11 protein-coding genes are annotated in these 12,534 nt (G+C 41.8%); 3 read left to right on the forward strand and 8 right to left on the reverse strand.

The features are described from left to right. Nucleotides 1-388 precede the first annotated feature (388 nt). The 4 genes from GCA01S_RS07600 to GCA01S_RS07615 all read right to left on the reverse strand — a co-directional run bounded on the left by GCA01S_RS07600 (nt 389) and on the right by GCA01S_RS07615 (nt 5,777). A complete protein-coding gene (locus tag GCA01S_RS07600; RefSeq protein WP_042408700.1) occupies nt 389-1,726 on the reverse strand; it encodes a glucose-6-phosphate isomerase in 1,338 nt (445 codons plus the stop codon). 79 nt (nt 1,727-1,805) lie between these two features. Beyond that, nucleotides 1,806-2,708: a phosphogluconate dehydrogenase (NAD(+)-dependent, decarboxylating) gene (gene gnd, locus GCA01S_RS07605; protein WP_042408701.1), complete on the reverse strand. Its 903-nt coding sequence runs from the start codon at nt 2,706-2,708 to the stop codon at nt 1,806-1,808. A 107-nt stretch (nt 2,709-2,815) separates the two neighbouring features. Beyond that, complete coding sequence (gene zwf / locus GCA01S_RS07610; RefSeq protein WP_042408705.1) at nt 2,816-4,273, reverse strand: glucose-6-phosphate dehydrogenase; 1,458 nt, start codon at nt 4,271-4,273, stop codon at nt 2,816-2,818. Between the two features lie 337 nt (nt 4,274-4,610). After that, on the reverse strand, nt 4,611-5,777 hold the full coding sequence (locus GCA01S_RS07615) for an iron-containing alcohol dehydrogenase (protein WP_042408708.1): 1,167 nt from the start codon (nt 5,775-5,777) through the stop codon (nt 4,611-4,613). Nucleotides 5,778-6,107: 330 nt separating this feature from the next. Here GCA01S_RS07615 and GCA01S_RS07620 point away from each other — a divergent pair, with 330 nt between their 5' ends. The 3 genes from GCA01S_RS07620 (at nt 6,108) to GCA01S_RS07630 (ending at nt 8,371) form a co-directional block, all read left to right on the forward strand. Further along, nucleotides 6,108-6,473 (forward strand): winged helix-turn-helix transcriptional regulator, encoded by a 366-nt coding sequence (locus GCA01S_RS07620; RefSeq protein ID WP_003252445.1) that lies wholly within the window; start codon nt 6,108-6,110, stop codon nt 6,471-6,473. Between the two features lie 535 nt (nt 6,474-7,008). Further along, entirely contained in the window at nt 7,009-7,683 is a 675-nt protein-coding gene (locus tag GCA01S_RS07625; protein WP_042408711.1) for a GNAT family N-acetyltransferase, read from the forward strand. Between the two features lie 16 nt (nt 7,684-7,699). Continuing rightward, the gene (locus GCA01S_RS07630) at nt 7,700-8,371 is read left to right on the forward strand and encodes a GNAT family N-acetyltransferase (RefSeq protein WP_042408714.1); all 672 of its coding nucleotides are present in this window, start codon (nt 7,700-7,702) and stop codon (nt 8,369-8,371) included. 232 nt (nt 8,372-8,603) lie between these two features. Here GCA01S_RS07630 and hxlB read toward each other — a convergent pair whose 3' ends face one another. The 4 genes from hxlB to GCA01S_RS07650 form a co-directional block, all read right to left on the reverse strand. Next, nucleotides 8,604-9,161, reverse strand: a complete 558-nt coding sequence (gene hxlB, locus GCA01S_RS07635; protein ID WP_042408717.1) for a 6-phospho-3-hexuloisomerase — start codon at nt 9,159-9,161, stop codon at nt 8,604-8,606. Between the two features lie 4 nt (nt 9,162-9,165). Continuing rightward, complete coding sequence (gene hxlA / locus GCA01S_RS07640; protein WP_042408721.1) at nt 9,166-9,801, reverse strand: 3-hexulose-6-phosphate synthase; 636 nt, start codon at nt 9,799-9,801, stop codon at nt 9,166-9,168. A 390-nt stretch (nt 9,802-10,191) separates the two neighbouring features. Next, nucleotides 10,192-11,211, reverse strand: coding sequence for an alcohol dehydrogenase AdhP (gene adhP, locus GCA01S_RS07645; protein WP_042408723.1), 1,020 nt, complete (start codon nt 11,209-11,211; stop codon nt 10,192-10,194). A 451-nt stretch (nt 11,212-11,662) separates the two neighbouring features. Further along, nucleotides 11,663-12,526, reverse strand: coding sequence for an SDR family oxidoreductase (locus GCA01S_RS07650; RefSeq protein ID WP_042408727.1), 864 nt, complete (start codon nt 12,524-12,526; stop codon nt 11,663-11,665). Nucleotides 12,527-12,534: the final 8 nt, after the last annotated feature.

Consider the following 12,534-nt stretch of genomic DNA (forward strand, 5'->3'; position numbering starts at 1 on the left):
ATTAGCAATGGCATGCGGTTCGGGAAAAGGAATTTTTATGGGGAAATGAACCCGTCTTACAGTAGGGGATAAAGGGAATGGCAAATCAGAGCACATAGCATGCAATAAATATCTCTCGTCTTCGCACTGAAAGATGCTTAGTCATTCCATTTCCAAAAGTTGAGTCAGTAAGTTTTGGCAAAAGAAATGGAGATGATCGCTCTGTATTAGAAATACTGATTAGAAGAGTCGACCTTGCCTGCTGAACATGGTCTGCATGCGAAAAAAGATGATCATCAAATTTCAGGAAAAATGAAACTACCTGTTTCCTGTAGAGTTCAGGAAAACAGGTAGTTTAGATGCAGAGCCTCATTTCAAAGATAGTTGCATGATAACAAGCGGGAAAACGTTATTTAGACAACCGTTTCATGAGAGCCGCTTTTTCCGCTTCAAAGCCCGGTTTGCCAAGTAAGGCAAACATATTGTTTTTGTATGCTTCCACTCCCGGTTGGTCAAATGGATTTACACCGAGCAAATGGCCGCTGATGCCGCAAGCTTTTTCGAAGAAGTATACCATTTCCCCAAAGGTGTATTCATTCATTTCATCCAGTTCAACAATTAAGTTAGGCACTCCGCCGTCTACGTGTGCTAATAGCGTGCCTTGGAAAGCTTTTTTGTTTACTTCATCCAGTGTCTTGCCAGCCAAGAAATTCAATCCATCGATATTTTCTGGGTCTTCTTGAATCGTCAGTTCGATTCGCTGTTTTTTAACTTGCAGCACTGTTTCGATCAGATTGCGGCGGCCTTCCTGAACGTATTGCCCCATGGAATGTAAATCTGTTGTAAAGTCAACGGATGCAGGAAAGAGTCCTTTTTGATCTTTCCCTTCGCTTTCGCCAAACAGCTGTTTCCACCACTCAGATACATAATGAAGGGATGGCTCATAGTTCACCAATAATTCGATCGCTTTGCCTTTGCGATAGAGAATATTTCGCACGGCAGCATACTGATAACTTTCATTGGTTGAAAGATCAGGATTGTTATATTTATAATATGCCGATGCTGCGCCTTCCATCATTCGATCAATATTCAATCCAGCTACGGCGATTGGCAACAGGCCAACTGCTGTCAGCACAGAATATCTTCCGCCTATGTCATCCGGAATGACGAAAGTTTCGTAGCCTTCTTGATCAGCGAGCTTTTTTAATGCTCCTTTTGCGTGATCGGTAGTAACGTAAATCCGTTTTCTTGCTTCCTCTTTTCCATATTTTTTCTCCATGTAGTCGCGGAAAATCCGGAAAGCAATGGCTGGCTCTGTCGTTGTTCCTGATTTAGAAATGACGTTGATAGAGAGATCTTTGCCTTCTAGTACATCTAATAAATGAGAAAGATAAGTGGAACTGATATTTTGGCCAGCGAAATAAATTTGCGTCATATCGTTCATTTGGTTATGAAAGGCATGGGATAATGCTTCAATAGCGGCCCTTGCCCCTAAATAAGATCCGCCAATGCCGATAACGACAAGAGCGTCTGAATGATTCCGGATTTTTTCGGCTGCTTGCTTGATTCGCGCAAATTCGTCCTTATCATAGTGAATCGGCCAATCCACCCAACCAAGAAAATTGGATCCTGGGCCTTTCTTTTCATGAAGCATATGATGAGCCGCTTTTACAAATTCGCTTAAATAATGTAGTTCACTCTCTTTCATAAATGGCAAGGCATGGGAGTAATCAAAAGAGATAGCCATATACACTTCTCCTTTCTCATTCCATTTTGCGGCGCATGTCCATTGTTCACTTTGGGTTTTACTGCAAGGGGATTTTATGTTATTTCTTCTCATTTTTTTCTACAGCATGTCCGCCGAATTCATTGCGTAGAGCGGCTACCACTTTTCCTGTAAATGTATCGCTTTCTAATGAACGATACCGCATCAATAAGGCCATGGCGATGACAGGAGTGGCAGTTTGCAGATCTAAAGCTGTCTCGACTGTCCATTTTCCTTCGCCGGAAGAATGCATAATTCCTTTGATTTCCTCTAATTTTGCATCTTTTGAAAACGCGCGTTCTGTTAATTCCATGAGCCATGAACGAATAACCGAACCATTGTTCCACACTCTCGCCACTTTTTCATAGTCGTAATCGAATTCGCTTTTTTCTAATATTTCGAATCCTTCGCCAATGGCAGCCATCATTCCATATTCAATCCCATTGTGGACCATTTTTAAGAAGTGGCCGCTACCTGCTTTTCCAGTATATAAATACCCATTTTTTACAGCGGTGTCGCGGAAAAGAGGCTCGACCATGTTCCAAGCTTCGGGATCGCCTCCAACCATGTAACATGCTCCGTTTCGAGCACCTTCGACTCCGCCAGAAGTTCCCGCATCCATAAAGTGAATTCCAATCTCCTTTAGCTCGTTATAGCGACGAATCGATTCTTTGTAGTGAGAATTGCCACCATCAATCACAATGTCTCCTTTGCTTAAAAATGGTGCAATTTCACTAATCACCGAATCAACAACGGTGTGGGGAACCATTATCCAGACAATTCTCGGTTTTTCTAATGATAGGGCGAGTTCCTTTAAAGTGGATACGCCTTTAGCACCGTATTTTTTTATTTCTTCAACCGCATTTGCATTTATATCGAACGCCACTACTTCGTGCTTATGGTCCATGAGATTTTTGCCTAAGTTTAATCCCATTTTTCCTAAACCGACTAGCCCGACTCTCATGCTGACTACCTCCTAAAAATATCTTGGTCAAAGAAGATTAGCTATTCCTATTTCATAGTTAGTTTATCCAGAAATTATGTTTTCGGGTTTGCTCCGGAAGAGCTTATTTACCGCCAATAAAATCCGTCTTCTTTCAATAATTGATAAGAAGCCTCTGGCCCCATCGATCCTGAACGATAGGAGTAAAGAGGAAGGAGGTTTTCCGCAAATGCCTCTAAAATAGGTTGCATCCATTTCCAAGATAGTTCGACCTCTTTCCAATGGGCAAAGAAAGTCGAATCGCCGTGTAAAGCGTCAAAAATTAAGAGTTCATACGCTTCAGGCACCTCTTTCTGATTCGTCGTGAAGTCCATATGGACAGGCTCCATCTTTCCGTTGTTGAATACATTTTTACTATTGAATTGCAGCGAAACACCTTCGTTCGGATTGATTTGAATTGCCAAAAGATTAGGAGCTGTTTCTTCGTTTTTTGGCAAGTACCATTCCTTTAATGGATTTTTAAACTCAATCACGATACGTGTGGACTTTTCCTTCATTCTTTTACCTGTACGGATGTAGAATGGCACCCCTCTCCAGTTTTCATCATCAATCCACAAACGGGCCGCAACAAATGTCTCCGTTGTCGAAGAAGCATCGATGCCAGGTTCTTCTTTATATCCAACCACTGGTTTGCCATCGATTTCTCCAGGACCGTATTGGCCGCGAACGACGTGCAAACCTACTTTTTCCTTCTGTATTGGTCGAAGAGATTCCATGATTTTTCTTTTCTCGTTACGGATGTCTTTTGCGCTAATTTGTTTTGGCAGGTGCATGGCTGTCATCATCAACAGTTGCAACATATGGTTTTGAAACATGTCGCGAATGGCGCCTGCCTGATCATAGTAGCTTGCTCTTTGTTCTACCCCAACGGTCTCGCTAGCTGTAATTTGCACATTGGCTATAAATTGATTATTCCATATTGCTTGAAACACAGGGTTGGCAAATTTTAAAGCTTCAAGGTTTTGGACCATCGGCTTTCCAAGGTAATGATCTACCCGATAAATTTCTTCTTCTTCGAAAGCTTGGCTTAATTTTTCGTTTAAATCTTGGGCCGATTTGATATCGTGGCCAAACGGTTTTTCGATAATCAGACGTTTCCAACCTTTTGTGGATCCTAATCCGCTTTCCTTGATGTTCGACGCGATCACATCGAAAAATTCCGGCGCAACAGATAAATAAAACATGCGGTTTTCAGGAATATTCAATTCTTTTTCCCGTTGTTGAACCATTTCAAGCAACTTTTTGTACCCTTGTGCATTCGTTACATCTAAAGAAATATAGCGAAACGCGCGGAGAAACTCCTTCATTTTGGAACGGTCATTTGTCAAACGTCTGGAAAAGGTTTTTACCGAATTTTCCACATATATTTGAAATGCCTCATCGGATAATTCTCTTTTGCTTACGCCAATAATGGAAAATGGCTGCGGCATTTTTTGATCAAGAAATAAATTATATAATGCAGGGAAAATTTTTCGTTTCGCTAAATCACCTGTTGCTCCAAACAAGATAAAGGTCATTGAATCCAATGTGATCCCCCCTGACTTTTCGAAACATTTTTCAAAAAGAATAAAGTTGATAGAGCAGATATAACGACGTTTACCACATTGCTCGAATTGGTATTTTTATGAATAATGCCCATTTCAGGGAGAAAGTCTTGTTCTTGTATTTTTTCGTTCATGAACGTTTAAACAAAATACATCCGCTAAAAGGCAATGATTAAAATAACCTAGTACCTTTTTTAAGGCATCTATGATAATATAAATTTAGAAGCAAACTATGGGATAAAAAGATCAGATTCAATGGAATCCGATCTTTTTATCGCTGGTAAGAATGTTAGTGACAGGCTTTGCTTTTTTTATTTGTTTAGAAGTTGACATCTAGACCATAAAACGCTGCGATATATAATTTTTTCATTTCTTCTACAGAGGTTTCACGCGGATTTGTGCTTGTACAAGGATCTTTTACGGCATTGGCCGCCATTTCATCCACGTGTGCGGTGAACGTTTCTTCGGACACTCCGTATTCTTGAAGTGTATTTGGAATATTCATCTTATTATTCAAGTCACGAATCCAAGCAATGAGTGAATCCACCAATTCTTTGTTGTTTTCCCCATTCAGACCGAGCCGCTTGGCAATTGCTGCATAACGTTCCTCGACTACCGTGCGATTAAATTGGATTACATATGGTAAATAAATCGCGTTGGCACATCCATGTGGAATGTTAAATATTGGGCCGCTTTTGTGTGAAAGACTGTGCACATTTCCTAGCACCGCGTTAGCAAATGCCATTCCAGCCATCGCCTGAGCATCATGAACTTGTTCGCGGGCTTTAGCATCTCCGTGGTAAGAAGCAAGAAGATTTTCTTTCAGTACTTGAGCTGCTTCAATAGCCAGAGAATCTGTGAAAATCGTACGAGGCTTTGCTACGTATGCTTCAATGCTATGTGTGATTGCGTCCATCCCGCTGTAGGCTGTAACGTGCTTCGGCATGGATTGGACCATAATCGGATCAATAATCGCCATGTCTGGCGTCAGTTCAAAATCAGCCAGTGGATATTTGACCCCTGTTTCTGCATCAGTAATAACCGATAAATTGGATATTTCCGATGCACTTCCGCTTGTCGTTGGGATCCCCACGAACTTTGCCCTTGTGCGTAAGCGTGGCAGGCTAAATGGACGTGTAGCTTCTTCAAATGTCAATTCTGGATGTTCGTAGAACAACCACATCGCTTTTGCTGCATCCATTACTGATCCGCCGCCAATCCCGATCACCCAATCTGGCTGAAAATCATTAAGAATGCGCACTCCTTTTTTTACCATTTGGGTTGTTGGTTCTGTCGTAATTCCATCAATCACTTTTGTTTCTATATTGGCTTCTGAAAGAAGTTGCTGAATTTTATCAAGATTTCCGTTTTTCTTGACGGAGCTGCCGCCAATGACGAGGGCAGCTTTTGTTCCTTCCAGTGTTTTTAAAACATCGAGAGCATTCTCTCCAAAATAAATATCGCGAGGAATAGTAAAACGATTCATGCTGCTCCCTCCAGTACTCGTGATTTGTTTACAGATGCTAGTATAATGTGTATAAAACTTATTGAGAAGTACGCACTTTATTATCATGTAGTGACAAAAATACAATATAGTGCAAAAAAATATACTTAATGATATAAAAGGTATTATAGGTACAATGAACGGAATGTATCATAAAAAGGCCTTTACTCATCCAGAAGGAATGAATGCCGTCTGCTATGAGTGAAAATAAAATATTAAATATGTATAACATTTATTTGACAGTATGTGCTTTATGATCATAAAGTGACAAAAAGTATACCATAGGTTATAATCAACATGGGGGGTGAAACGATGGGGCACGTTTGTGGCAAGACGTATAATTGTGAAAAAGAATTAACACTCGCTGTTATTGGCGGTAAATGGAAAATGCTTATTTTATGGCATCTAGGAAAAGGGGGAAAGAAGCGGTTTAGCGAACTAAAAGCCCTCATGCCTGGGATCACCCAAAGAATGCTTGTTAACCAGCTGCGGGAGCTGGAGCAAGATCAAATTGTTCATCGCGAAGTCTATCCGGTTGTTCCGCCAAAAGTGGAATATTCATTGACCGAACATGGGAAAAGTTTGATGCCAATTCTTGATGCGATGTATGAATGGGGCAAAAACTATATGGAGACGGTCGTAAAGGGCCAAGTAAAAATCAATGAAGCCGCCAAGTAGAAAGCTTTCTCCGTTATGAAAGCTTCGAAAACACTCTGCGTGTATGCATATCTACTTTTCTTTTTTTGCTGGTAAACAAAGAAATACACACATGAAGATGATGAGGAAAGCAATAAGTTTTATAAGTTTTATAAGTTTTATATTAGACGCGAAAAACCAACGGACAACCATCTTTATGAAAGATCCGCTGTCCGTTGGTTTTTCTGTATATACGTTGATGACTGTTGATTGAGTCCCGAAAATGGCGTAAAAAGAAAAACGGCAAAAAAGTGCTTTTGTTTTCCAGTGATCCAAGTTCACTGGATGGAGAATGGATTTTACACAATAATGAGGACTAGGCATGGCTGTTCGAATGCGAGGAAGGTCTGGAAAAAAATATTCCGAATTTCTTTTTTTATTTTTAGGTATAATTTTTCACACTATGTAACACGAAAGTATCTACTTGTTAAATGGAATGATGTGCCTAATAATATCAGTATCGCTACATGAATGGGCGATACATTGCTAGATGGATAACGAGAGAGGAGGGGTAAGAATGTATCGAAAGGAGTTTTATGTCTTTGACCAAGATCGTCCTGTTCCAGCGGTGATCCGAAATTATGAAGAAAAGGACTTTCCTGGATTAATCCGCATTCAACAGGAAAGTTTTCCTCCGCCATTCCCGTCTGAATTATGGTGGAATACGGAACAGCTGAAAAACCATGTGACACTCTTTCCAGAGGGAGCCTTATGTGTTGAGGTGAATGGCGAAATTGCGGGGTCAATGACAGGGCTTATTGTCGACTTTGATCCCAGCCATCCGGACCATACATGGGAAGAGATCACGGATAATGGATATATCCGTAACCATAACCCAAACGGGAATACGCTTTATGTCGTTGATATTGGCGTGCGCCCTGCCTACCGCAAATTGGGGCTGGGAAAATGGCTGATGCTATCCATGTATGAAGTGGTTGTTCATTTGGGACTAGAGCGGCTGTTAGGCGGAGGGAGGATGCCTGGCTATCATAAAAAAGCGCATGAGATGACAGCGGAGCAATATCTCGAAGCGGTAGTAAAAGGCGAATTGAAAGATCCTGTTATTACCTTCCTGCTTCGCTGCGGCCGCACACCTGTCAAAGTAGTGGCGAACTATTTAGAAGATGAAGAATCGTGCAATTATGCTGCACTGATGGAGTGGAAAAATCCTTTTTATCGCTCAAAATCTTAAAAGGAGAATGATGAAGATGGAGTATCGCAGAATTACGAGCATTGAAGACCCTTTGTTTAAGAAAATGCATCAATTGATGCAAAATGTATTTCCTCCGGAAGAAGTATTGGCATTTGATTTGTGGAAAGAGCCTCTGGAAGATCCGGGAATTCGTGTGTGCGTTGCTGTTCACGAAGGAGAGGTAGTAGGCGCGACTGAGTACCGCTATTATGAAGATTTAAATGTCGCGATGACAGATTTCACCATTATCGGCCAAGCAGGTCTGGGGATCGGTCGATTTTTAGCCAAAAAGCGGCTAGAGGATTTGCAAAATTGGGCCGCTGCAAACGGAAAGCAGTTGTATGGCATGTTCGCCGAGATTTATGATCCTTACCGGGTGGAGCATTATGAATTTGGCGGGATTAAGCCGATGGATCCATATGTTCGTCGTGAGGTATTATCTCATTTGGGATATAAGCGGCTTGACTTCCCTTATGTCCATCCATCTTGGAACAATGATGGAGAAGCCGTAACCGGGCTTGATCTTTGTTTCCTTCCGATGGACGATAGCGTGAATGAACTTCCAGCGGATCTTGTTGTGAAGTTTTTGAAACGTTATTATTCTGTCTTATCGAACAAGCCGAAGTCTTGGTATGATATGATTGAAAATCTGGAAGCCAAGGATACGATATTGCTTTTAGATATTTAAGTGACTTACTATTTCAGTCTCTTGGAAAGACACAAGATAAGACAAAAAAGTTGGTTTTTCCTACGCCATGGAAAAATCGACTTTTAATTATGCCATTAAAAGACCGCAAAGCGTTTCTTAAGGATGCTTTGCGGTCTTTTCTCCTTTCCCCCGTGTTTAAGTTGAAAATTCCGTTTGAATAGTTTAAAATTTTGAATGGTTGAAGATTGTCTGCGCAAGAGTTCCTTAAACTTTATTCTAGATTGGCATGTCTTTTAAACATGGTATTGGAGTCCAATCCTTTTTTCTCCATACATCTTAATATGATGGCATCATAGAATAGCAAGAGGGTTTGCTCAAATAGCGATCCCATTGGCTGTATGGTTTTGTATCCATTGTCTGACTGGTCTTTAGGCGAGCCAGGCAATTTGACCGTGATATCAGCCAATTGTCCAATGGTCGATTCAGGGAAAATGGTCACTAACGCTACGGTTGCACCTAAGCTTTTGGCTTTCTCAGCCATGGAAACTAAACTTCTCGTTTCCCCTGAACCCGACCCGATGATCAAAATGTCATCTTGTTCTAGGTTAGGGGTTATGGTTTCGCCTACTACATAGGCGTCCAACCCCATGTGCATCATTCGCATCGCAAAAGATTTGGACATAAATCCAGATCTGCCTGCGCCAGCTACAAAAATTTTCTTTGCTTCGAGAATCCCATTTACCAATTTTTCCGCTTCTTCATCAGCGATGAAATCGGCTGTCCGATTTAACTCTTTGATGATTTCACCTAAATATTGCGTAGCCTGCATCACTTCATTCACCTTGTTGGATCATTTTTTTCATTTCAGCAGCTGCAGCTCGTTTATCTTCTTGGCCAGTAATACCGCCACCCACAATGATAAGATCAGGTTTTGCTTTAATGACTTCAGGCAATGTGTTTAATTTAATGCCGCCTGCGATCGCAGTTTTTGCGTTTTTCACGACACGTTTGATTGTGGCAAGGTCTTCAAGAGAGTTTTTGCCGACTGCTTGAAGGTCATACCCTGTGTGTACGCAAATATAGTCGACTCCAAACTCATCTACTTCTTTCGCTCGTTCTTCTAAATTTTTAACCCCGATCATGTCCACCAAGATTTTTTTGCCTTGTTTTTTGGCTTCTTCCACGGCACCTTTGATGGACAAATCTTCAGCAACTCCAAGGATAGTGATAATGTCAGCACCAGCTTCGGATGCTTTCATGACTTCATATGCGGCTGCATCCATGATTTTTAAGTCTGCCAATACTTTTAAGTGAGGGAATTCTTGTTTGATTTCCTTTACGGCTCTAAGGCCTTCATTAATGATAACTGGAGTGCCGATTTCTACAATATCCACATACTCTTCGACTTCTTTTACCAGCTTTTTCGCTTCTGGAATGTTTACGAGATCCAATGCTAATTGTAATTCCATGAATCCTTCACCTCTCATAAAAATTTATTGTTGGTTGCATAAGCAGCAGTATTTTTTGTGTTTATCTCTTACACACTGATGAGTATACTATGTATGTTTTATCTTTAAAAGTACGCACTTTATTTTTACATAGTGTCAAAAAATATACTATTGGTTATTATTTATACTCTTGAATGTAACTTGGAAAGAGGGGCTCTCCATTTCCAGCCAAATTTTATTTTGAAATGGCCAAAAAATAAGAAAAGCAATATGCTATCCATTGCTTGTGGCATTAACTGAAGAACTGTTTCTTTGTCAAACCATATGTAAAAAGGGCTATCTCATCTTTGTGAGACAGCCCTAAAACGCCGAATTTTATTTGTTGGTTGCGCGAAAAAACAGTGTTCAATTTTATTTGTTTTCTAATGTTAAAACGACACGCCCGTTAATTTCACCTTTTAGCATTCTGTCAAATACTTCATTAATTTTTTCAAGAGGTTGCACTTCAATAATGGTTTTTACTTTACCTTCGGCTGCGAATTGGAGCGCTTCTTGCAAGTCTTTACGCGTGCCGACAATGGAACCGATGATTTTGATTCCATTTAATACCGTATCAAAAATCGGAATAGGCATTTCTTCCGGTGGCAACCCGACAAGAACGCATGCGCCGCCTCGGCGAATAGAATTGTACGCAGATTTAAAGGCTGGTTTAGATACAGCTGTTACAACAGCCGCGTGTACCCCGCCAACTTTCTCTTTCATAAATTTTGCCGCATCTTCTTTCAGAGGATTTACAACAAGATCAGCGCCAAGCTCTTTTGCAAGTTCAAGTTTCTCATCACCTATATCAACAGCAACGACATGAAGACCCATCGCTTTCGCGTATTGAACGGCAACGTGTCCAAGACCGCCGATACCGTAAATCGCCACCCATTCTCCTGGTTTTGCACCTGTTACTTTTAACGCTTTATAGGTAGTAACTCCGGCGCAGAAAATTGGTGCAGCTTCTTCAAACGATAAGTTGTCAGGAATTTTCACCACATAGTCTGCCGCGGCCCTGCAATACTCTGCATAACCCCCATCGACCGAGTAGCCGGCGTTTTTTTGGTGCTCACATAATGTTTCTTGTCCGCTTAAACAATATTCACAATGGCCGCATGCCGAATATAACCAAGGAATGCCAACGCGATCGCCCACTTTTAAATGAGTAACACCCGGTCCTACTTCTTCAATAATGCCAACTCCTTCATGACCAGGAATGAGAGGAAGTTTTGGTTTTACCGGCCAATCTCCGTGTGCGGCATGCAAGTCAGTATGGCAAACACCGCAGGCTTTAATGCGGACTAATACTTCTCCATATGAAATCGTTGGTTTTTCTACTTCTTTGATTTTTAAAGGCTCTTTAAATTGTTCTACTACAGCAGCTTTCATAACTATCCCTCCCATGTTCTTTCCAACAGGAAGCCCTTTCGTAAATTATCATAAGTGATTTGGCTTTTTGCATAAAGCTACAGTACGATAAGTTCAAAAAGCTGTCGAAAATGTTTGTCTAAAATTCAACAATAATGAAATCATGTTGTCATCAATCGTTGGAAGTCAGCTTGGTTTTTCCATATCTTACATTGCCGAAGACAGGCTATTCATAACTAAGGTTGCCGCTATTGGAGCCATTGCCATACACACAAAAAAACTTGCAACAAATTGTTGCAAGTCAAGGAAGAGAGGGTGCCTTTTGCTATATGTGCAAAAGGCTGAGGAACTTGGATCAGAAGCAGCATGTATTTTTATCATAGCTGCTATATACAGACCGCTCAACAAACATGTCAGAAAATATTACATAAAATTTACATGGCGATGAAGAATATTCCGTTTCCGCTGCTTTCTACCCATTGACAATCTTCCCTCCATTCACATGTATCATTTGCCCCGTAATATAGGATGACTCCTCGCTTGCCAAAAAGACATAGCTCGGGGCGACTTCGCTCGGCTGGCCCGGCCGTTTCAGTGGGGTGTTGGAGCCGAAGGTGGCGACTTGGTCGCTTGTGAATGTCGATGGAATAAGCGGCGTCCAAATCGGTCCCGGCGCGACGCCGTTGACGCGGATGCCTTGCCCGGCGAGTGATTTTGCCAGCGAACGCGTAAAGGCGACGATCGCGCCTTTTGTGGCCGAATAGTCAATCAATTGCTCGTTGCCTTCATAAGCGGTGATCGACGCCGTATTAATAATGGCGCTGCCTTTTTGCAAGTATGGAAGCGCTGCTTTTGTCAAATAAAAATAGCCGAAGACGTTCGTGCGGAACGTTTTTTCCAGCTGTTGCGCAGTGATATGGAGCAAGCTGTTTTGCGGATGCTGCTCGGCGGCGTTATTGACGACGATGTCTAGTTTGCCAAATTGATCGATCGTTTGTTTGACCGCTTGCTTGCAAAAGTTTTCATCGCCGACATCGCCAGCGATCAGCAAGCATGTTTTTCCTTCCTGCTCGACAAGCCGCTTTGTCTCTTCGGCATCTTCATGTTCGTTTAAATAAATAATCGCGACATCGGCGCCTTCTTTGGCGAAATGAATCGCGACCGCCCTGCCGATGCCGCTGTCGCCGCCGCTAATGATGGCGACTTTGTTCTGCAGCTTCCCGCTTCCTTTATACGTTTCGCTAATCGAGACCGGCTGCGGGTTCATCTCCGTTTGCAGTCCGGGCTGTCGGTCTTGGTGCTGCGGCGGCAGCGTTGCCTGTTGTTTCGTGACCATTTTCCATT

This window comes from Parageobacillus caldoxylosilyticus NBRC 107762 (assembly GCF_000632715.1).
GTDB classification, from domain to species: Bacteria; Bacillota; Bacilli; order Bacillales; family Anoxybacillaceae; genus Saccharococcus; species Saccharococcus caldoxylosilyticus.

Coding starts and splice junctions, on each gene's coding strand:
- hxlB (WP_042408717.1), bottom strand. CDS start 9,161: ATGCAGGCTACGCAATATTTAGGTGAAATCATCAAAGAGTTAAATCGG.
- adhP (WP_042408723.1), bottom strand. CDS start 11,211: ATGAAAGCTGCTGTAGTAGAACAATTTAAAGAGCCTTTAAAAATCAAA.
- GCA01S_RS07630 (WP_042408714.1), top strand. CDS start 7,700: ATGGAGTATCGCAGAATTACGAGCATTGAAGACCCTTTGTTTAAGAAA.
- GCA01S_RS07650 (WP_042408727.1), bottom strand. CDS start 12,526: ATGGTCACGAAACAACAGGCAACGCTGCCGCCGCAGCACCAAGACCGA.
- GCA01S_RS07615 (WP_042408708.1), bottom strand. CDS start 5,777: ATGAATCGTTTTACTATTCCTCGCGATATTTATTTTGGAGAGAATGCT.
- GCA01S_RS07625 (WP_042408711.1), top strand. CDS start 7,009: ATGTATCGAAAGGAGTTTTATGTCTTTGACCAAGATCGTCCTGTTCCA.
- gnd (WP_042408701.1), bottom strand. CDS start 2,708: ATGAGAGTCGGGCTAGTCGGTTTAGGAAAAATGGGATTAAACTTAGGC.
- hxlA (WP_042408721.1), bottom strand. CDS start 9,801: ATGGAATTACAATTAGCATTGGATCTCGTAAACATTCCAGAAGCGAAA.
- GCA01S_RS07620 (WP_003252445.1), top strand. CDS start 6,108: ATGGGGCACGTTTGTGGCAAGACGTATAATTGTGAAAAAGAATTAACA.
- GCA01S_RS07600 (WP_042408700.1), bottom strand. CDS start 1,726: ATGGCTATCTCTTTTGATTACTCCCATGCCTTGCCATTTATGAAAGAG.